The sequence below is a fragment of the Nonomuraea sp. NPDC001699 genome (genome assembly GCF_053596455.1).
The window spans coordinates 432,728-451,661 of the sequence record NZ_JBSFGF010000003.1 but is presented as its reverse complement, the minus strand read 5'-3'; the positions used below and the strand labels follow the sequence as shown (position 1 = coordinate 451,661).

General features: G+C 71.7%; 19 protein-coding genes and 1 riboswitch. Of the genes, 14 read left to right on the top strand and 5 right to left on the bottom strand.

Features of this window, described 5'->3' with window-relative positions:
• The first annotated feature begins 3 nt into the window (after positions 1-3).
• The 5 genes from ACWCSU_RS12275 (at position 4) to ACWCSU_RS12255 (ending at position 5,961) form a co-directional block, all read left to right on the top strand.
• A complete protein-coding gene (locus tag ACWCSU_RS12275) occupies positions 4-930 on the top strand; it encodes a C40 family peptidase (RefSeq protein ID WP_449934980.1) in 927 nt (308 codons plus the stop codon).
• 396 nt (positions 931-1,326) lie between these two features.
• A riboswitch (cyclic di-AMP (ydaO/yuaA leader) is annotated at positions 1,327-1,489 on the top strand.
• A gap of 130 nt (positions 1,490-1,619) precedes the next feature.
• A complete protein-coding gene (locus tag ACWCSU_RS12270) occupies positions 1,620-2,102 on the top strand; it encodes a C40 family peptidase (RefSeq protein WP_449934979.1) in 483 nt (160 codons plus the stop codon).
• Positions 2,103-2,255: 153 nt separating this feature from the next.
• Complete coding sequence (locus ACWCSU_RS12265; protein ID WP_449934978.1) at positions 2,256-3,086, top strand: hypothetical protein; 831 nt, start codon at positions 2,256-2,258, stop codon at positions 3,084-3,086.
• 11 nt (positions 3,087-3,097) lie between these two features.
• Positions 3,098-4,879, top strand: coding sequence for a M48 family metalloprotease (locus ACWCSU_RS12260; RefSeq protein ID WP_449934977.1), 1,782 nt, complete (start codon positions 3,098-3,100; stop codon positions 4,877-4,879).
• The gene (locus ACWCSU_RS12255; protein WP_449934976.1) at positions 4,876-5,961 is read left to right on the top strand and encodes a glycosyltransferase family 4 protein; all 1,086 of its coding nucleotides are present in this window, start codon (positions 4,876-4,878) and stop codon (positions 5,959-5,961) included. Before ACWCSU_RS12260 ends, ACWCSU_RS12255 begins: the two co-directional genes overlap by 4 nt.
• Positions 5,962-5,981: 20 nt before the next feature.
• On the opposite strand, the gene ACWCSU_RS12250 is transcribed toward ACWCSU_RS12255, so the two are convergent.
• Genes ACWCSU_RS12250 through ACWCSU_RS12240 form a run of 3 tightly spaced genes read right to left on the bottom strand, consistent with a single transcriptional unit; the run spans position 5,982 to position 9,054 of the window.
• Complete coding sequence (locus ACWCSU_RS12250) at positions 5,982-6,899, bottom strand: carbohydrate ABC transporter permease (protein WP_357700606.1); 918 nt, start codon at positions 6,897-6,899, stop codon at positions 5,982-5,984.
• Positions 6,896-7,768, bottom strand: coding sequence for a carbohydrate ABC transporter permease (locus ACWCSU_RS12245; protein WP_357700604.1), 873 nt, complete (start codon positions 7,766-7,768; stop codon positions 6,896-6,898). The genes ACWCSU_RS12250 and ACWCSU_RS12245 overlap by 4 nt, the downstream gene beginning before the upstream one ends.
• Positions 7,768-9,054 (bottom strand): ABC transporter substrate-binding protein, encoded by a 1,287-nt coding sequence (locus tag ACWCSU_RS12240; protein ID WP_449934975.1) that lies wholly within the window; start codon positions 9,052-9,054, stop codon positions 7,768-7,770. The genes ACWCSU_RS12245 and ACWCSU_RS12240 overlap by 1 nt, the downstream gene beginning before the upstream one ends.
• 183 nt (positions 9,055-9,237) lie before the next feature.
• On the opposite strand from ACWCSU_RS12240, the gene ACWCSU_RS12235 reads away from it, so the two are divergent.
• Positions 9,238-10,020: a DeoR/GlpR family DNA-binding transcription regulator gene (locus ACWCSU_RS12235; RefSeq protein WP_357700600.1), complete on the top strand. Its 783-nt coding sequence runs from the start codon at positions 9,238-9,240 to the stop codon at positions 10,018-10,020.
• A gap of 43 nt (positions 10,021-10,063) precedes the next feature.
• On the opposite strand, the gene ACWCSU_RS12230 is transcribed toward ACWCSU_RS12235, so the two are convergent.
• Positions 10,064-10,957 carry an aldo/keto reductase gene (locus ACWCSU_RS12230; RefSeq protein WP_449934974.1) on the bottom strand — a complete coding sequence of 298 codons (894 nt, stop codon included), beginning with the start codon at positions 10,955-10,957 and terminating at the stop codon, positions 10,064-10,066.
• Between the two features lie 59 nt (positions 10,958-11,016).
• Here ACWCSU_RS12230 and ACWCSU_RS12225 point away from each other — a divergent pair, with 59 nt between their 5' ends.
• Complete coding sequence (locus ACWCSU_RS12225; RefSeq protein ID WP_449934973.1) at positions 11,017-11,385, top strand: MerR family transcriptional regulator; 369 nt, start codon at positions 11,017-11,019, stop codon at positions 11,383-11,385.
• 4 nt (positions 11,386-11,389) lie between these two features.
• Here the strand turns inward: ACWCSU_RS12225 and ACWCSU_RS12220 are convergent, their stop codons facing one another.
• Positions 11,390-13,135: an AMP-dependent synthetase/ligase gene (locus ACWCSU_RS12220; RefSeq protein ID WP_357700596.1), complete on the bottom strand. Its 1,746-nt coding sequence runs from the start codon at positions 13,133-13,135 to the stop codon at positions 11,390-11,392.
• 128 nt (positions 13,136-13,263) lie between these two features.
• Here ACWCSU_RS12220 and ACWCSU_RS12215 point away from each other — a divergent pair, with 128 nt between their 5' ends.
• The 7 genes from ACWCSU_RS12215 (at position 13,264) to ACWCSU_RS12185 (ending at position 18,920) form a co-directional block, all read left to right on the top strand.
• On the top strand, positions 13,264-14,031 hold the full coding sequence (locus ACWCSU_RS12215) for a metallophosphoesterase family protein (RefSeq protein WP_357700594.1): 768 nt from the start codon (positions 13,264-13,266) through the stop codon (positions 14,029-14,031).
• Between the two features lie 61 nt (positions 14,032-14,092).
• Positions 14,093-14,536: an SRPBCC family protein gene (locus ACWCSU_RS12210; RefSeq protein ID WP_357700592.1), complete on the top strand. Its 444-nt coding sequence runs from the start codon at positions 14,093-14,095 to the stop codon at positions 14,534-14,536.
• Positions 14,533-15,696 (top strand): ArsA family ATPase, encoded by a 1,164-nt coding sequence (locus tag ACWCSU_RS12205; protein ID WP_357700590.1) that lies wholly within the window; start codon positions 14,533-14,535, stop codon positions 15,694-15,696. The genes ACWCSU_RS12210 and ACWCSU_RS12205 overlap by 4 nt, the downstream gene beginning before the upstream one ends.
• Positions 15,697-15,735: 39 nt before the next feature.
• Positions 15,736-16,131: a hypothetical protein gene (locus tag ACWCSU_RS12200; protein ID WP_449934972.1), complete on the top strand. Its 396-nt coding sequence runs from the start codon at positions 15,736-15,738 to the stop codon at positions 16,129-16,131.
• Between the two features lie 13 nt (positions 16,132-16,144).
• Positions 16,145-17,077 (top strand): ROK family glucokinase, encoded by a 933-nt coding sequence (locus ACWCSU_RS12195; protein WP_357700588.1) that lies wholly within the window; start codon positions 16,145-16,147, stop codon positions 17,075-17,077.
• 39 nt (positions 17,078-17,116) lie between these two features.
• On the top strand, positions 17,117-17,776 hold the full coding sequence (locus tag ACWCSU_RS12190; protein ID WP_364091328.1) for an endonuclease/exonuclease/phosphatase family protein: 660 nt from the start codon (positions 17,117-17,119) through the stop codon (positions 17,774-17,776).
• Positions 17,777-17,813: 37 nt separating this feature from the next.
• A complete protein-coding gene (locus tag ACWCSU_RS12185) occupies positions 17,814-18,920 on the top strand; it encodes a hypothetical protein (protein ID WP_449934971.1) in 1,107 nt (368 codons plus the stop codon).
• Positions 18,921-18,934: the final 14 nt, after the last annotated feature.

The following is an 18,934-nucleotide window of genomic DNA, read 5'->3' as shown; positions in this document are numbered from 1 at the left end:
CTGATGACGGTCCCGATGGGTGCGGCGCTCGCTGATCCCAAGCCCACTCTCAAGCAGGCCAAGGCTAAGCTGGAGAAGCTGAACGACAAGGCCGACAAGGTCGTCGACCGGTACAACACGGCGACCGAGCAGTACAAGAAGGCCAAGAACGCCTACACCAAGCTGAACGACCGTTACAAGCAGAAGCTGCAGACGGTCGCCGACCTGCGGGCCGACATCATCAGGGCGGCGGTGGACTCGTACAAGATGGGCGGGGACGTCGCGTCCCTGCCGGGCTTGATGGGCGCGGACGACCCCGAGAACCTGCTGGCCGGGATGGCCATGGCCGGGCAGCTCTCGCGCGAGCGGCTGGAGAAGCTGGCCGCCTTCGACCGCGAGAACAAGGGGCTCAAGGTCGAGCGCGACAACGCCGAGACCGCCCTGGCGGACGCCGACAAGGAGCGGGACGCGGTCCAGAAGGAGCGCGCCGAGGTCCTGAAGCTGGTCGGCGAGCAGAAGAAGCTCCTGGACAAGCTGGGGGCCTACAACCCGGGCAACCCCAACAGCACCGGCATCAAGTACACCGGTCCCGCCTCGGGCAACGCGGCCGCCGTTCTGCGCTTCGCCTTCGCCCAGGTCGGCAAGCCGTACATCTTCGGGGGCACGGGCCCGCGCGGCTACGACTGCTCAGGGCTGACCCAGGCCGCCTGGCGCGCGGCCGGCGTCTCGTTGCCGCGTACGACGTGGCAGCAGTGGGCCTGGGGCTCCGGACGCAAGGTGGACATCAAGGACCTCCAGCCCGGGGACCTCATCTTCAGCGAGGGGCTGGGGCACGTCAGCATCTACGCGGGCGGGGGCAAGATCGTCCACGCGCCGCAGACGGGTGACGTCGTGAAGGTCGTCCGGCTCTCGGACTATCGCCGCCCGCTGGTCGGAGCCATCCGCCCCTGACCTCCGGTCCACCGGGACTCCTCCCGACACTCGCCCTCGGCCGCCCGTCTCGAAGGCCGCAGGGACCACCGGCGTGCCCGCTCTTCCGGCCTGTGGGACGAAGGGGACAAAAGGTGTCAAAGGGCCCTGACAAGCGCCTGCGTCGGGAAGTGTGAGAAGGGTCACATTTAGGTAACGGAGCCTGTGGCTCCAGCAGGGGTTTCCTCCCTTACTCGTGCCTTTATTCGATCTTTACAACCTGACTCCCCCTTTGCACTTTCTTGACCCCTCGGCGTAGTTTCTGGCGTCGCGGTCGGCAAGCCATGCGAGCCGCGAATCGACATCGGAACCCCCCGATGTGGACCACATAAAAATCCGTCGGTCGCCGCCGATATCCCCATTCAGGCACATCAATCGAGTGGCGACCTGCCGAGTCCGTGCAGCCAGGAGGCACGGAGCCGGGGACCCAAAGATCCCGTCATCCCCCGGGATCAGGGGTGAATCGGCGCGTTCAGCGCCGTAGGGCGACTTCCAGGCCCGAATCCGTCAGCTAACCCGGTAGGCGTTCGTGGAAGACACAAGGAGAAATCCTGTCTACCTCCCTGCATAACCCCCGTCTGTCCCGTCTCGCCCTGAAGGGCGTCGCACTCACGATGACCGTGACGGCCGGAGGTGCGGTTCTCCATGCCGTGCCGGCCGGGGCGCAGACGGTGAGCGAATCGGCCGTCAGGCTCACCGCGGTGTCCAGCACCGCCGAGGCGGCCACCACCAGGTCGGCCAAGTCGGCGAAGAGCGCCAGGTCGGCCAAGGCGGCGAAGGCCGCCAGGCAGAAGGTGAGGGCCTACAAGGCCGTCGCCGTCGCCAAGCACCAGATCGGCGACCCGTACCGGTACGGGGCCACGGGTCCTGGTGCGTTCGACTGCTCCGGACTCGTCCAGTACGCCTGGAAGAAGGCCGGGGTGCGACTCCCGCGCGTGACGAGCAGCCAGTTCGCCCGCATTCGGCACAAGGTCTCCTGGCGGAAGCTCAAGCCGGGCGACCTGATGTTCTTCAACGGGCTGGGCCACGTCGGCATGTACGTCGGCCACGGCAAGATGATCCATTCGCCGAGGACCGGCGAACGGGTGCGCATCGACAAACTGGGCGGATGGCGGAAGTCGTCGTTCGTCGGCGCGGTGCGTCCCGGCGCGTGACAACAGGCCCCGCCCGGACCCTCCCCGGTCCGGGCCGGGGCCTGTCGCATGTCCGGCTTCCTGCTGCGAACCGCAGGTCCGGCCTTGCGGAGAGGGCGTGGGCCCGGTCTCGTGAAGGGGGCGTGCGGGCCGCGGGCCGACTAGCATCGGGCCGTGTCCTCGCAGGTGCGTCCGTCCCTCCGCGGTCCGCGTCTGCTCCTGTCCGTCCTGCTGCTGGCGGCGGTTCTCGTGGTCGCCGACGCGCCGCCCGGCGCCGTCCTGCCCGCCGGGGCGCGCGATCTGTGGGCCGGCGGCGGTCAGGTGGTCCGCGGCGGACGGTCCGTGGTCGTGGGGCATCGCGCCGAGCCCGGCGTGCTCGCCGATCTCGCCCGTCGCGCCGACCTCGCCGGTCGCCGGGTGTCCGCGCTGCTCGGCCGGCCGGTACGCGCGCTGGTCGTCGTACCGGACTCCGACGCCGAGGCGGCCGGGCTGGCGGGCACGGGCCCGCTGGACGGGCTGGCCGCGGTGGCCGACGGCCCGAGGGTGATCATCGTCCCCGGCTCCTTCGCTCGGCTCACCCCCACCGGACGCGACGTCGTCCTCACCCACGAGCTCACGCACGTCGCCGCGGGCACCGACCGGCTGCCCGTCTGGCTCTACGAGGGGTTCGCCGACTACGTGGCCTACCGCGACGCCGGACTCCCCGTCAGGACGGCCGCCGCCGAACTCGCCGCCGAAGTACGGGCCGGCCGACTGCCGAGCGAGTTGCCCGGAGCCGCGGCTTTCGCCCCCACGGCAGCCGACCCCGGACGGCTCGCGCGGGCGTACCAGGAGGCCTGGATGGCGTGTCGCTTCCTCGCAGACCGGTTCGGTGACGGGACCCTGGTACGGCTCTACCGTGATGCCCGCGTGGCCGGCGTCGATCAGGCGCTCGCCTCCGTGGGGCTGACCGCCGAGACACTGGCGGCACGGTGGCGCGAGTACGTACGAGAGCAGCTCGCGTGAAGGGGAGGCAGATGAGCGAGCGGAACGACCCGCCCCGGGAGGGGGACGAGCCTGCGGGAGCGGTCGCCAGAGGGGCCGACGAGCCCGGTACGGCGGTCGCGGCGGGCCACGGCGGCGGTGTGGCCATCAGGGACGACGAGGACGGGCGCCCCGGCGACGGCGGCCCGCCGGAACCCTCCGGCACCACCGAACCCCCTGAGTCCCCAGGTCACCCCGACGACCCGGACGACCCGGACACCTCCGGCCCCACCCCCGGCGAACGCCCCGACGCGGACGCCGACCCCGACACCGAGGACCCCCGCCACCTCCATCCCCCCACCCCCGACGAGCGCCCCCACGCGAAGGACGCCGAGAACCCCGCCGAGAACCCCGCCGAGAGCGCGGACGCCCCGGGCAAGCCCGGCAAGGGCCGAGGCGACGGCAAAGGCGGCAAAGGCGGCAAGCGTGGCAAGGGTGGTGAAGGCGGAAAGGACGGCACGGGCCGCCCCGGCGACCTGGTAGGAACGGCGGAACACCTGATCGCCCGAGAACGGCAACGCGCCGAATCCCGCTCCAGGCGCGCCGCAGGCATCGCCCTGGCCCTGGTCGGCGGCGTGATCCTGGCCGTGGCCGCGTTCACCACCCCGTGGCGGGTCCTGGCCGCCGGCGCGCCCGCCGTCACCCCCGACCCCGCCCGCGACTTCAGCGCCGCCCAGATCGCCAGGGCGCAGGCGTTCGACGCCGCCACCTCCCTGCCCGGCTACATCTCGCTCGGCCTCACGGTCCTGTTCGCCGGGCTGCTGGTCCTGACGCCGTTCGCGGCGAAGGTGCTGGGGGTGCTCAGGGGCCCGTGGTGGGTGCGGGTGGTCCTCGGCGTGGTGGTGCTCACCGCGATCACCGAGGTGCTGCGGTGGCCGCTCGGCATGTGGTTCGAGACGATCCTGCGCGACTACGGCCTGTCCACCCAGGACTGGGCGGGCTGGACCGTCGACCGGCTCAAGAACACCGGCGTCGGCGTGGTGCTGCTGTCCGTCATGCTGCTCGCCCTGGTGGCGCTGGCGCGCAAGGTGCGCCGCTGGTGGATCCCGGCCGCCGTGGGCGCGTTCGCGCTCACGCTGGGCGTGTCGTACGTCTACCCGGTGGTGTTCGAGCCGCTGTTCAACGACTTCACCTCCATGCCGCAGGGCTCGCTGCGGTCGGACCTGCTGGCCATGGCCGAGCGGGACGGCGTCCCGGTCAAGGACGTGCTGGTCGCCGACGCCTCGCGGCGCACCACGGCGCTCAACGCGTACGTGTCGGGCTTCGGGGCCACGCGCCGGATCGTCGTCTACGACACGCTGCTGAAGGCGCCGGAGTCGGAGGTCGAGCTGGTGGTCGCGCACGAGCTGGGCCACGCCAAGCACGCCGACGTGCTCGACGGCACGCTGCTCGGCGGCCTGCTGGCCGGGTGGGGCACGATCGTCCTGTTCCTGCTGGTCGGCCCGCTGCGGCGGCGTACGGGGATCGCCTCGGTCGCCGACCCGCGGGCGATCGGCGTGCTCATGGGCCTGATGACCCTGGGCTCGATGGTCACCGACCCGGCCCAGAACCTGATCACGCGGCACGTGGAGGCGCGGGCCGACGTGCACGCCCTCGACCTCACCAGGGACCCGGCCACGTTCGTCGCGATGCAAAAACGCCTGGCCATAACCAACATTTCCGACTTGTCGCCGGATGCGGTGGAATATGTGCTCTATGCCTCCCATCCCTCCACCCCCGAGCGCATCGCCCTGGCCCGGTCGTGGGCGAAGCTGAACGGCGTCCCCGAACCGTGACCAACGTGGTCTTCGTGACGAACGACTTCCCGCCCAGACCGGGCGGCATCCAGTCGTTCGTGCACGGACTCGCGCTCCGCACACCGGGTGTGGCGGTCTACGCCCCCACCTGGCCGGGGTGCGAGGAGTTCGACCGGCGTCAGCCGTACCGGGTCGTACGGCACCCGACGCGGCTGATGCTGCCCACTCCGGCCGTCGCGCGCACGGCGGCCGGGCTGGTGGCCGAGCACCGTGCCGAGACCGTGGTCTTCGGCGCGGCGGCGCCGCTCGGCCTGCTCGCGCCGCGCCTGCGCGCGGCGGGCGCGCGGCGGGTGGTGATGCTCACCCACGGCCACGAGGCGTCGTGGGCGGGCGCGCCGGGCTTCCGTTCGGTGCTGCGCAGGATCGGCGCGCACGCCGACGTGGTCACCTACCTGGGCGACTACACGCGCGAGCGCCTGGCGGCGGCGATCCCCGCGCACAAGCTCGTACGCCTGGCGCCCGGCGTCGACGCCGACCAGTTCCACCCGCGGGCCGCCAAGGCGGCGCTGGGCCTCGACGGCCGGCCGGTGGTCGCCTGCGTGTCCAGGCTGGTCCCGCGCAAGGGCCAGGACCAGCTCATCCGGGCCTGGCCCCGCGTGCTGCGCGCGGTGCCGGGCGCGGTGCTGCTGCTGGTGGGCGGCGGCCCGTACCGGTCGCGGCTGGAGCGCATGGCGGGCGGCCGCGAGTCGATCAGGTTCACCGGTACGGTCCCCGCCGCGAGCCTGCCCGGCTACTACGCGGCGGCGGACGTCTTCGCCATGCCCTGCCGCACCCGCTGGAACGGCGTGGACGTCGAGGGCCTCGGGATCGTCTTCCTGGAGGCGTCGGCGACCGGCCTGCCGGTGGTCGCGGGCAACTCCGGCGGCGCGCCGGACGCCGTACGCCCGGGGGAGACCGGCCTGGTCGTGGACGGCGAGGACGTCGCGGACGTCGCCCAGGCCGTCGTCGACCTGCTCGCCGACCCGGCGCGGGCGCGCAAGATGGGCGCGTGCGGCCGGGACTGGATCACCCGCGAGTGGACGTGGGACCAGGTCGCCACCCGCTTCCATGCCCTTCTCTGAGCCCTTCTCTGGGCCCTCCTCTAACCTTTGGTGGACCCCAGCGTGAGCCCGGCGACGAACTGCTTGTGCAGGAGCTGGAAGACGATCAGCGTGGGCAGCGCCACCAGCACGGACCCGGCCGCCAGCAGGTTGTAGTCGGTGAAGAACTGGCCGCGCAGGTTGTTCAGCGCCGAGGTCACCGGCAGCTTGTCGCCCGAGGACATCAGCACCAGCGCCCACAGGAAGTCGTTGTACATCCAGGTGAACTCCAGGGTGGCCAGCGCCGCCAGCACCGGCCGGCACAGCGGCAGCGTGAGCCGCCAGTAGCGCTTCCACACGCTCGCGCCGTCCACGAGGGCCGCCTCGGTGATCTCCTCGGGGATCGTCCGCATGAAGTTGGCGATGACGAAGACGCAGAAGCCGAACTGGAACGCCACGTGGATGAGGATCAGCCCGAGGTAGGAGTCGTAGAGCGACTGGGAGTCCGACAGCCAGGCGGGCAGCGGCACCAGCGTGTAGAGGGAGTAGAGCGGGGTGATGAGCACCTGCGGCGGCATCAGGTTCCCGGCGGTGAACACGATCAGCAGCACCTTGCGCCCGGGGACGCGCACCCGCGCGACGGCGAACGCCGTGAACGAGGCCAGGAACAGCGTCACCAGCAGCCCGGGGACGACGATGATCAGCGTGTTCAGGTAGTAGTGGGGCAGCTCGGCCTGGCTCCACGCCTTGGCGTAGTAGTCCAGCGTGAGATGCTCGGGCAGCGAGAAGTAGCCCAGCCTGGCCGTCTCCTCGTATGGCCGCAGCGAGGCGTAGAGCGACAGGGCCAGCGGCAGGAACCAGCCCAGCGCCACCAGCGCCAGGAAGGCGTGCAGCAGGATCCGCAGCGGCCGCACGGGCCGGCGCGCGGGCGCGCGCCGGCCCTGGGCCGGGGGAGCGGGGGCGGGCGCGGTGAGCGTCATCGCTCCTCCTTGAACAGCTGCGACAGGTACGTGACGATGAACCCCAGCGAGGTCGCCAGCAGGATCACGGCGATGGCCGAGCCGAAGCCGATGCGGCTGGCCTCGCCCACGATGTTCTCGGTGACCAGCACCGACAGCAGCTCCAGGCCGTTCCTGCCCTTGTTGACGGCGTAGACGATGTCGAACGCGCGCAGCGCCTCGATCACGGTGATGACCAGCACGATCACGTTGACCGGCCGCAGCGTTGGGAACACCACGCGGAAGAAGGCCTGCGCCTCGGTGGCCCCGTCGATGGCGGCGGCCTCCTTCAGCGCCGGGTCCACGGCCTTGAGCCCGGCCAGATAGATGATCATGACGTACCCGACGTGCCGCCAGCCGGCCGCGAGCATCACGACCCAGATGTTGATCGAACGGTCGCCCAGCCAGTCCACGGTCAGGCCGGTCACCGCGTTCAGCACGCCGTAGTCGGAGGAGTAGACGAGCTGCGCGATGAAGCCCACCACGGCCAGCGACAGCACGACCGGCATGTACAGCGCGCTCTGGTAGACCCGCGACAGCCGCAGCCGCCGGTCCAGCAGCACCGCGCAGAACAGCCCGAACGGCGTCGCGACCAGCCCCAGGAAGCCCAGCCACAGCACGTTGTTGCGCACGGCCGACCAGAACGGCGGGTAGGCGGTGGCCAGGTCGTGGTAGTTGCGCCCGCCCACCCACTCGATCGGCCCGATGCCGTTCCAGTCGGTGCCGGACAGCGCGGCGGAGGCCAGCGTGGGCCCCCAGATGAGGCCCACGTTGACGATGACGGCCATCCCCAGCCCGATGACCAGGACGGTCACGTCGCGGGCGGAGTAGCGACGGGTCTTGACGGTCATCAGCGGAAGAGGTTGGCCTTCTGCTTCTCGATGCTCACCAGCAGGGAGTCGATCTCGTCCGGCTTGCCGACGAACGCCTGGAGGGAGGGGATCATCACGGTCGAGGCGAAGTCCGGCCGGGTGTCGCGGTCGAGGAACTGCGCCAGGTGGGTGGCCTGGGAGACCAGCTCCGCGCCGCGCTTCTGCAGGGCGCTGTAGCCGCCGGTGTCGGCCTTGGAGCTGGCGGCGAGCGTGCCGGGGTCGAGCTTGGTCGCCTCGTTCTGGGAGGAGCCCTTGGCCAGGTGCCTGAGCAGGGCCTTGGCGCCGTCCACGTTCCTGGCCTTGGCCGAGATCATGTAGCCGTCGATGGGGGCGTCGATCGAGTCGGTGCCGTACGCGGGGTTGATCTCGGGGAAGGTGAAGAAGTCGAGGTCGTCGCGGTCGGCCTCGGGGAACTGCTGGGCGACGAACATGCCGAGCAGGATCATGCCGGTCTTCTTCTGCGCGAGCGACTGCCCGGCCTCCTGCCAGGTGCGCCCGAGGGCGGCCGGCTGGTGGAACTCCATCAGCCCCCGCCAGGTGTCGAAGACCTGCTTGACCCGGGGGTCGGTCCACGACTCCTTGCCGGCCATGAGCGAGATGTGGAAGTCGTAGCCGTTCGTGCGCATGTTCAGGATGTCGAACGTGCCCATCGCCGGCCAGCCGTCCTTGTCGGCGAACGCGATCGGCACCAGTCCGTCGGCCTTCATCCTCCTGGCCAGGGCGGTGAACTCGTCCAGGGTTTTCGGCGGCTCGTACCCCTTGGCCCGCCACAGGCTCTTGCGGTAGAAGACGGCCCACGGATAGTAGGTGAACGGCACGAAGTACTGCTTGCCGTCGATGCCGGTCGACTGGTCCTTGAACGCCTGCGTGTAGTCGCCCCCGATCTCCTGCCACACGTCGGAGATGTCGGTCGCCAGGCCCTGCTGGGCGAAGAACTGCATCCGGTAGCCGGCGAACCAGGTGAACACGTCGTCGGGCGTGCCCTTGAGATAGCGGTTGATGTTCTCCTGGAACGTGTTGTGGTCGACCGTGTTGACCTTCGGGACGGCCTGGGTGAAGCCCTTGAGCACGGTCTCCAGGGCCTTCTTGGGGACCTCGTCGGAGGCGTTCGAGCCGATGGTGACCGTGCCGAGCCCGCCGCCGGACGACCTGCCGGGCGCGGGGGAGGGGCTGCCGGACCCGCAGCCGGCGAGCACGGCGGGCACGCCGAAGGCGGCGGCTCCGAGGAGTAGACGGCGGCGGGAGATCGGCATACGTCGGTCCATGGTGGTTCCTCCTTGCCGGACCCTTCAGATTCCCCCGAGTTCGCTCACACCCATTCATCGAAAGACGAACTTTCACTGCTGTCAACGCACTGTTTCATGACGTTTTCGACGCATTCACCAGGTCGCTGTCATGTCATGATGCGAACGGGATGGTGTCGGAACCTGTTGGGATCTGGTGATGCGATGCTCGCCCCGCAGCGTCAGCAGGCGATCCTGGACCTCGTCCGGCAGAACGGCGGCGTCAGGGTCGTGGACCTGGTGCGCACGTTCGGCGTCTCCGACATCACGATCCGACGCGACCTGGAGCTGCTGGCCGAGCGCGGCCTGCTGGCCAAGGTGCACGGCGGCGCGACCACCATCGGCTCCACCAACGAGCCCGGCTTCGCGGCCAAGTCCGTGCAGCAGGAGGAGGAGAAGCAGGCCATCGCCGGGCACGCCGCCGCGCTCGTACGTCCGGGCACGGCCGTGGCCCTGTCGGCCGGCACCACCACCTGGACGCTCGCCCACCACCTGGGCCAGGTCCCGGGGCTGACCGTCGTGACGAACTCCGTCCGGATCGCCGACGTCTTCCAGCACGCCGGCCGCCCCGACCAGACGGTCGTGCTCACCGGCGGCGTGCGCACCCCCTCGGACGCGCTCGTCGGCCCGGTCGCGGTCGCCGCGATCCGCCAGCTCAACGTGGACCTGCTGTTCCTGGGAGTGCACGGCATGACCGCCAGGGCGGGCTTCACCACGCCCAACATGATGGAGTCCGAGACCGACCGGGCGCTGGTCGAGGCGGCCTCCAGGCTCGTGGTGCTGGCCGACCACACCAAGTGGGGCACCGTCGGCATCAGCACGATCGCCCGGCTCGACGAGGCGGACGTGGTCGTCTCCGACACCGGCCTGCCGGAGGCGGCCAGACAGGCGCTGTCGGAGCGGGCGGGCCGGCTCGTCCTGGCACAGGCGCGGCCCGTCACCGGGTAGCGGGCCCGTCATCCGGCGACGGGCCCGCCCCCGGACGGCGGCCTCAAGCGACCGCCGCCGACAGCCGGTCGTACTGCTCGTCGGAGAGCTTGACCGACAGCGCCGCCACGTTCTCCTCCAGGTGGCCGATCGAGGAGGTGCCCGGGATCGGGATCACGGTGGGGGAGCGGCGCAGCAGCCAGGCCAGCGACGCCTGGGCCGGGGTGATGCCGATCTCGGCCGCCACCGCCGCCAGCGGCGTGCCGGGCCCGGCGTGGGAGCCCGCCGCGATCGGGAAGAAGGGCAGGAACGCGATGCCGTGCGCGGCGGCGTGGTCCACGACGTCCTCGTGCTGCCGGGTGGCCAGGTTGTACATGTTCTGCACGGCCGCGATCGGCGTGATCTCCGCCGCCTGGCGCAGCTCCTCGGCGCTCACCTCCGACAGGCCGATGTGCCGGACCTTGCCCTCGTCCCTGAGCTGCTTGAGCGCGCCGATCTGGTCGGCGAGCGGGTAGGCGGGGTCGAGGCGGTGGAGCTGGAGCAGGTCGATGCGCTCCACCCGCAGCCGGCGCAGGCTCAGCTCGGCCTGCTGGCGCAGGTAGGCCGGGTGGCCGAGCGGCACCCACTCGGCGGGCGAGGGCCGCAGCACGCCGATCTTGGTGGCCACCGCCACGCCGTCCCCGTACGGGTGCAGCGCCTCGGCGATCAGCTCCTCGTTGGCGCCGAGCGCATAGGAGTCGGCGGTGTCGAAGAGGTTCACCCCCAGCTCGGCCGCCCGGCGCAACACGGCCACGGCGCCCGCCCGGTCCGCCGGCGCCTCCCAGACGGGCGCCTCCAGGGCCGAGCGCGAAGGGTCGGGGGCGTCGGCCAGCCGCATCGACCCGTAGCCGATCCGGCGCACCTCAAGGTCTCCGCCAATGGTGAACGTCTGTACAGTTTCGCGAGGAATTTCTCTCATGGACGTCACGCTAGAAGCTCACATGGATGTGAGATGCAAGCGGGTGTGAGGAGCATCACGTGAAGATCGGCGCTCTCTCGGCGGAGACCGGGGTCAGCCCCCGGTTGCTGCGCTACTACGAGGAGCAGGGCCTGCTGACCTCGTTCCGGGCCGACGGCGGTCACCGGCGCTACGGCACGGACGCGCCCGTCGTGGTCCGCCGCATCCGCACCCTCCTGGCCGCCGGCCTGCCGACCAAGGTCATCAAGGACGTGCTTCCGTGCGCCTCCGGCTCCGGCGACGTGCTGGACGCGTGCACCCTGGGCCAGTTGCGCGGCCGGCTCGCCGGCCTGGACGAGCAGCTGGCCGAGCTCCAGGCCACCCGCCAGGCCCTGGCCGCGATCCTGACCGCGACCGAGCGGGCCGGCGAGCTGGTGGGGGCCGCCTGACGGCTCAGTGGCCGTAGAGCTCGTCGATCTCCTTGGCGTAGTCGCGCATCACCAGGTTGCGCTTGACCTTCAGCGTCGGCGTCAGGTGGCCGCTCTCCTCGGTGAGGTCGGCGTCGAGGATCGTGAACTTCTTGATCTGCTCGGCCTTCGACACCGTGCTGTTGGCCCGGTCGACGGCCTCCTGGACCTGCGCCAGGATCGCCGGGTCGGCGCGCAGCTCGGCCACGCTCCGGCCGGCGGGCGTCGCCTCGGGGTCGAGCGTGACCAGCGCGGCGACGAAGGGACGGCCCTCGCCGACGATCATGGCCTGGGAGACCAGCGGGTGGGCGCGCAGCGCGTCCTCCAGCGGGCCGGGGGCGACGTTCTTGCCCGCGGCCGTCACCAGGATCTCCTTCTTGCGGCCGGTGATGCGCAGGTAGCCGTCGGCGTCGAGCTCGCCCACGTCGCCCGTGTGGTACCAGCCCTCGGCGTCGACCGCCTCGGCGGTGGCCGCGTCGTTCTTCCAGTAGCCGTGGAAGACGTTGCGGCCGCGGGCCAGGATCTCGCCGTCGTCGCCGATGCGGATCGAGACGCCGGGCAGCGGCTTGCCGACCGTGCCGATCTTGTTGGCGCCCGGCATGTTGACCGAGACGGGGGCGGAGGTCTCGGTCAGGCCGTAGCCCTCGAAGACCTCGATGCCGACGCCCCTGAAGAAGTGGCCGAGACGGTCGCCGAGCGCCGAGCCGCCGGAGACCGCGGCCGACAGCCGGCCGCCGGTGGCCGCGCGCAGCTTGGCGTAGACCAGCCGGTCGAACAGCAGGTGGCGCAGGCGCAGGCCGAGCGGCGCGCCGCCGGACGCCTCGGCCTTGCTCCAGGCCACCGCCACGTCGACGGCGCGGGCGAAGATCTTGCCCTTGCCGCCCGCGGCGGCCTTCTGCTCGGCGCCGTTGTAGACCTTCTCGAACACGCGCGGCACGCCCAGCAGGAACGTCGGCTTGAAGTCCTGGAGGTCGGGGGCGACGTTCTTCATGTTCGGGGTGTGCGCCATGATCGCGCCGGCCTCGACCAGCACCACCTGGATCATCCGCGCGAAGATGTGCGCGAGCGGCAGGAACAGCAGCGCCGCCGGGTCCTTGGAGCTGAACAGCGGCTCCAGCGGGCCGCGCAGCACGTTGAGCGCGGTGAACAGCAGGTTGTCGTGGGTGATCCGGCAGCCCTTGGGACGGCCGGTGGTGCCCGAGGTGTAGACGACGGTGGCCAGGTCGGAGGCGACGACCCGCTTCCTGCGCTCCTCAACGGCCGAGTCGGGCACGCCCTCGGCGTCGAGCCGCCCCTCGACCCGCCAGACGGCCTTCAGTCCGGGCGCGGCCTCCCGGACGGTCTCCTCGTGCGCGTCGAGCTCGACGAAGGCGGCCTTGGCCTCGCTGTCGGCCAGGATCCACCGGACCTGCTCCACCGACGAGGTCTCGTAGATCGGCACGGTGACCGCGCCCACGGACCAGAGGGCGTAGTCGACCAGCGTCCACTCGTAACGCGTGCGCGACATCAGCGCGACCCGGTCGCCGTGCTCGATCCCCGCCGCGATGAGACCCCTGGCCACCTCGACCACCTGGTCGCGGAACTCGCCCGCGGTCACCACGGGCCAGCCGTCGTCGGTCTTGCGGCGCATGATCACGGTGCCGGGCTCCCGCTCGGCCCGGTCGAAGACCGTGTCCGGCAGGCTCGCTGAGGCAGGCACATCGACCAGGACGGGGACGCTGTACTCGCGCACGAACTTTCAACTCCTCTACAGGGACCGCCTGGACGTTACCGCCTTAAGTTACGCGTCGGTAGCATCGTCATGGGAGCGTTATGAAGGGCGTTCATCACGCTAGCAGCCGTCCCACCTAGGATTTCCCCATGAGGGTCCACGTGGTGAGTGACGTGCACGGCAGGGCCGACGCGCTGGCCCGGGCGGGCGACGGCGCCGACGCGCTGGTGTGCCTGGGCGACCTGATCCTCTTCATCGACTACGACGACCACTCCAACGGCATCTTCGCCGACCTGTTCGGCGCCGAGCGGGCCGCCGAGTTCATCGCCCTGCGCACGGCCAAGCGCTTCGACGAGGCCAGGGCCATGTCGGCGCGCCTGTGGGCCTCCCTCGACGGCGACCCTCGCGAGCACATCGAGCGCAACGTCCGCGCCCAGTACGCCACCCTCTTCGCCGCCATGCCCACCCCCGCCTACCTCACCTACGGCAACGTCGACATTCCCCGTCTGTGGCCCGACTACCTCAAACCGGGTCATCAGGTGCTCGACGGCCAGGTGGTGGAGATCGGCGGCCTGCGTTTCGGCTTCGTCGGCGGCGGCCTCAAGACCCCCTACCGCACCCCGTACGAGCTCGGCGACGACGAGTACGCCGCCAAGGTCGAGGCGATCGGCGAGGTCGACGTGCTGTGCTGCCACATCCCGCCCGCCCTGCCCGAGCTGCTCTACGACGTCGTGGCCAGGCGCTTCGAGCGCGGCAGCGAGGCCACGCTGGAGGCGATCCGGCGCACCCAGCCGCGCTACGCCCTGTTCGGCCACGTCCACCAGCCCCTCCACCGCCGCGCCCGCGTCGGCCGCACCGAGTGCGTGAACGTCGGCCACTTCCGTGGAAAGGGTGAGCCGTTCGTCCTGGAATGGTGAGCCAGGCGGCCGGTGACCGGCGCTCCGCCGCAACGGGCGGATTCTGCATTACGGTGGTCGCATGGCTGATCGCACCACTTCGAGCACCACCGTCGGCGCCGCCCGCGCCGAGGTCATGGCGGTCATCGCCGACTTCCCCGCCTACCCGGAATGGGCAGGTTCGATCAAGAGCGCCGAGGTCGTGGGCATGGGCCCCGACGGGCGTGCCGAGCGGGTGCGGTTCGTCCTCGACGCGGGCGTGATCAACGACACCTACACCCTCGCCTACACCTGGGAAGGCGACGAGGGCGTGCGCTGGCAGGTGGTCGAGCCGGGCAAGATGGTCGGCGACCTGCGCGGAAGTTACCAGCTTGCCGAGACGGGCAGAGGCACCGACGTGACGTACGAGCTCACCGTCGACCTCACGGTGCCCATGATCGGGATGATCAAGCGCAAGGCCGAGAAGGTGATCGTGGACACCGCGCTCAAGGGCCTGAAGAAGCGCGTAGAGGGCCGTCCGAGGTGAGCCCCCGGGTCCTGCTCTTCACCGGCAAGGGCGGCGTGGGCAAGACCACCGCCGCCGCCGCGACCGCAACACTGGCCGCCGAGCGCGGGCTCAAGACGCTGATCGTCTCCACCGACACCGCCCACTCGCTGGCCGACGCGCTCGCCGTCGAGCCCGGCGAGATCGCGCCGGGCCTCCACCTGCACCAGGTCGACACGCAGAAGACGCTGGAGCGCCACTGGGGAGAGCTGCAGCACTACGCCAGGGGCGTGCTCACCGAGCTGGGCCTCGACGAGATCACCTCCGAGGAGATCACCGTGCTGCCCGGCGCCGAGGAGGTCATCGCCCTCCTCGAACTGCGCGAGCACGCCCGCCACGGCGCCTGGGACGTCATCGTGATCGACTGCGCCCCCACCGCCGAGACGCTGCGGCTGCTGGCCCTGCCCGAGGCGCTCGACTGGCACGTCACCAGGCTCATGCCGGTCGGCCGCAAGCTCGTCAAGGTCGTCTCGCCGTTCATGCGCAGCGTGGCCCGGGTCAGCGCGCCGGGCGAGGACGTCATGAGCGCCGCCGAGCGCTTCCACCGCGGCCTGATGGAGGTGCGTGAGCTGCTCACCGGCGACAGCGCGTCCGTGCGGCTCGTGCTCACCCCCGAGGCCGTGGTGCTCGCCGAGGCCAGGCGCACCCTCACCTCGCTCAACCTCTACGGCTACCGCGTCGACGCGGTCATCGCCAACCGCGTCTTCCCGGCCGGCGGCGCCGACGAGTGGCGGAGCAAGTGGGTGGACGCCCAGTCGCGGCTGCTGGCCGAGGCCGAGGAGTCGTTCGCGCCGCTGCCCATCCACACCATTCCCTACCTGCCCGCCGAGCCGGTCGGCCGGCGCGCGCTGGCCGAGGTGGGCGCCTCCGTCTACGGCGAGGCCGACCCGTTCGCGGCGCCCGCCGTCGAGCCGCCGCTGCGGCTGAGCGCCGACGAGCTGACGCTCGCCCTGCCCGGCGCCGACCGCGACGACGTCGACCTGGCCCGCAAGGGCGACGAGCTCATCATCACCGCCGGTCCGTACCGCAGGATCCTGGCGCTGCCGGCGGCGCTGGCCCGCAGGAGGATCGGCTCCGCCGTGCTCCGCGACGGCGTCCTGAGAATACGGTTCAGTGTGGGGAGCGAATCCGCCTCCGAATGAGTTGAGCAGGATGAGCGAACCGTACTCAGGGAGGGCCAGATGACCGAGAACAACGACAGGGATCCCATCGGCACCGTCGCCGACGAGGCCCGCAAGCTGTTCGAGACGATCCAGGGGCGCGCCACGCGCCACGTCGGCAAGACCGTCTACAACTCCTTCACGGGCGGCGGCGCCCGCAAGGAGAAGGACGTGTGGAGCGAGGCGGTGTCCGAGCCCCACGACGAGTACATCTGCCGCGCCTGCCCGGTGTGCCGGGCGATCGCGGCCCAGCGGGAGTCGGGCTCCGACGTGACCGGCCACCTGGTGGCCGCGGGTGGCGAGCTGTTCGCCGCGGTGCGCGGGGCGTTCGACGCGCTGAGCAGGCCCGCCCCCCGCGGGCCGCGCGACACCCGTGACCGCGATCGCGGCGACGTGGAACACATAGATCTGGGATAGGGAGACACGCGGCATGCTCACGATCGGTGTCGACATCGGCGGTACCAAGGTCGCCGCGGGCGTGGTCGACGACAACGGCGAGATCGTCGAACACACCCTCAGGCCGACCGCGGCCGACCGGCCCGACGTGGTCGCCGAGACGGTCGCGGACGTCGTCCGCGAGCTGTCACGCGACAGGGACGTCGAGGCGGTCGGCGTCGGCGCGGCCGGGTTCGTCGACGAGACCCGCTCGATCGTGCGTTTCGCCCCCAATCTCGCCTGGCGCGAGGAGCCGCTGCAGAAGAAGATCAGCGATCTGGTCGGCCTGCCTGTCGTGATCGAGAACGACGCCAACGCCATGGCCTGGGGCGAGACCACGTTCGGCGCCGGGCGCGGCCAGTCCCACGTGGTGTGCCTGACCCTCGGCACCGGCATCGGCGGCGGCATCGTCATCGACGGCGCCCTCTACCGCGGCCGCTGGGGCATGGGCGCCGAGCTCGGCCACATGCAGGTCGTGCCCGAGGGCCGGGTGTGCGGCTGCGGCAACCTCGGCTGCTGGGAGCAGTACGCCAGCGGCCAGGCCCTGGTCAAGGAGGCCAGGGAGATCGCGGCCCGGCAGCCCGAACGCGCCGAGATCCTGCTCGGCCTGTCCGGCGGCCGGATCGAGGGCGAGGAGGTCACCGAGGCCGCCCGGCTGGGCGACAAGGTCGCGCTGGCCGCCTTCCGCAGCCTGGCCGACTGGCTCGGGCAGGGCATGGCCGACCTGGCCGCCGTGCTCGATCCCGGCTGCTTCATCGTCGGCGGCGGCGTCTCGCGGGCCGCCGACCTGTTCCTGGACGAGGCCCGCGAGGTGTTCGCCAGGCAGCTCACCGGCCACGGCCACCGGCCGCTCGCCGAGATCCGGCTGGCCGAGCTGGGCGCGTCCGCGGGTGTGGTCGGGGCCGCCGACCTGGCCCGGCGGCGCTAGCGCGTGCTGGTCAGGGTCGCCTCGTACAACGTGCGGAGCATGCGTGACAGCGTGCCCGCGTTGCGCCGGGTGCTCGCCGCGATGCGGGCCGACCTGGTCTGCGTCCAGGAGGCGCCCAGGTTCGCCCGGTGGCGGGCCAGGCGCCGGGCCCTGGCCGAGGCCGGCGGGCTGCGCGTGGCCACGCCGGGGCGCGCCGGCGGCGTGTGCGTGCTGGCCGGGCCGCGGGTCCGGGTGCTGGAGGCGCGGCTCCACCGGCTCAAGGCGTTCCCCGGCCTGGAGCGGCGGGTGCTCGCCGTCGCCGTCGTCGAGATCGGCGGCGCGCGGCTGGCCGTCGGCTCGCTCCACCTCGACCTCCACCTCGCCGCCCGGTTGCGGCACGCGGGCGAGGCCATGTCCCTCATGGAACGGGCGGCCGCCGCGCACGACGCCGCGATCGTGGTCGGCGCCGACGTCAACGAGCGGCGTCACCAGCCGGCCTGGCGTTTCCTGGCCGCCCGGCTCACCGACTGCCACGCCGTCGCGCCCTCGGGCGACGGGCTGACCTTCCCCGCCGCCCGGCCCGCCGAGCGCATCGACGCGGTGTTCGCCGCGCGCGGGACGAGCGTCCTGTCCTGCGGCGGAGTGGCGGCCGGGAACGCCGATCTGGCCGGGGCCAGCGACCATCTGCCGGTGCTCGCGGAGTTGCAGGTTGGACTCTGACGGGCGAGCCGCCCGGGGCAGCCCGTAGCATTTGCTCATGACCCGTCGCTCTCAGCGGCGTGCGCTCTCCGTCCTTCTGGCGACGTCCGTGGCCTTGCCGCAGGTCACGCCCGCCGCGCATGCCGAGCCCCGTCCCGCCGCCGAGGCGTGGCAGAAATCGACGAGCGCGCGCCTCGACGCGGACGGCTCGCTCTCCGACGTGCTCGCCGTCTCGCCGGGCGACGTGTGGGCGGTCGGCCAGCAGGAGATCTGGGACGTCTGGAAGAACCGCGGCACGATCCGCCACTGGAACGGCACCGCCTGGAGCGAGGTGGCCGTGCGCGACGCCACCGCCGCCGGCAACCTGCGCGGCCTGGCCGCCGCCGGCGCCTCCGACGTGTGGGCGGTCGGCGACGGGCACGACGGCCTGCCCTACCTGGCCCACGGCGACGTCACCGGCTTCGACCGGGTCCGGCCGCAGGGGCTGCACGCCGGCGACTGGCTGGGCGGCATCGACGCCAAGCAGGGCCGGGTGGTCGCGGTCGGCAGCCGGGAGAAGTCCGGGCTCATCCTCACCGGCCAGGGCAACAGCTGGACCGTCCAGCAGACCAAGGAGAAGGGCGCGCTCTACGCGGTCGCCTCGGGCTTCGCCGTCGGCGACACCGGCGGCGCGCCGCTGATCATGCACTACACGTCGGGGGCCTGGAAGTCGATGTCCGTGCCCGCCGTCCCCGGCGGCTACCTGCGCGACATCCAGGTCGACAGCTCCAAGCGCGCGGTGGCCGTGGGCGGCGTCTACCACGGCCCGGGCGAGATCTCGCCGCTCGTGCTCACCTGGAACGGCAAGCGCTGGCAGCGCCTGGCGATCCCGGCCACCGGCGCCCGCCTCTACGGCGTCACCGGCGACGGCAAGGGCCGCTACTGGATGACCGGCTACGACCCGGAGCAGGCGGCCCAGCCGTTCGTGATGCGCTGCGAGAAGGACGCCTGCCAGATCATCCGCGGCGCCGCCGAGAAGGGCCGCGACAGCGTGCGCCTCCAGGCGGTGGCCTACCTGGCCGGCAAGGGCGCGCTGTGGGCGGTCGGCCACGCGGTCGACACGGCCGACCGCTACTCCGACGTGGTGGAGTCCTTCGCCCCCCGCACCACCACGGCCAAGTCGTAACGGACCGGGTCGCG

Excerpts from the sequence above, each read along its gene's own strand:
- ACWCSU_RS12200 (WP_449934972.1), top strand. The coding sequence starts at position 15,736 with ATGACCGAGAACAACGACAGGGATCCCATCGGCACCGTCGCCGACGAG.
- ACWCSU_RS12235 (WP_357700600.1), top strand. The coding sequence starts at position 9,238 with ATGCTCGCCCCGCAGCGTCAGCAGGCGATCCTGGACCTCGTCCGGCAG.
- ACWCSU_RS12185 (WP_449934971.1), top strand. The coding sequence starts at position 17,814 with ATGACCCGTCGCTCTCAGCGGCGTGCGCTCTCCGTCCTTCTGGCGACG.
- ACWCSU_RS12245 (WP_357700604.1), bottom strand. The coding sequence starts at position 7,768 with ATGACCGTCAAGACCCGTCGCTACTCCGCCCGCGACGTGACCGTCCTG.
- ACWCSU_RS12230 (WP_449934974.1), bottom strand. The coding sequence starts at position 10,957 with ATGAGAGAAATTCCTCGCGAAACTGTACAGACGTTCACCATTGGCGGA.
- ACWCSU_RS12210 (WP_357700592.1), top strand. The coding sequence starts at position 14,093 with ATGGCTGATCGCACCACTTCGAGCACCACCGTCGGCGCCGCCCGCGCC.
- ACWCSU_RS12260 (WP_449934977.1), top strand. The coding sequence starts at position 3,098 with ATGAGCGAGCGGAACGACCCGCCCCGGGAGGGGGACGAGCCTGCGGGA.
- ACWCSU_RS12195 (WP_357700588.1), top strand. The coding sequence starts at position 16,145 with ATGCTCACGATCGGTGTCGACATCGGCGGTACCAAGGTCGCCGCGGGC.
- ACWCSU_RS12240 (WP_449934975.1), bottom strand. The coding sequence starts at position 9,054 with ATGGACCGACGTATGCCGATCTCCCGCCGCCGTCTACTCCTCGGAGCC.
- ACWCSU_RS12215 (WP_357700594.1), top strand. The coding sequence starts at position 13,264 with ATGAGGGTCCACGTGGTGAGTGACGTGCACGGCAGGGCCGACGCGCTG.
- ACWCSU_RS12275 (WP_449934980.1), top strand. The coding sequence starts at position 4 with ATGACGGTCCCGATGGGTGCGGCGCTCGCTGATCCCAAGCCCACTCTC.
- ACWCSU_RS12190 (WP_364091328.1), top strand. The coding sequence starts at position 17,117 with ATGCGTGACAGCGTGCCCGCGTTGCGCCGGGTGCTCGCCGCGATGCGG.
- ACWCSU_RS12250 (WP_357700606.1), bottom strand. The coding sequence starts at position 6,899 with ATGACGCTCACCGCGCCCGCCCCCGCTCCCCCGGCCCAGGGCCGGCGC.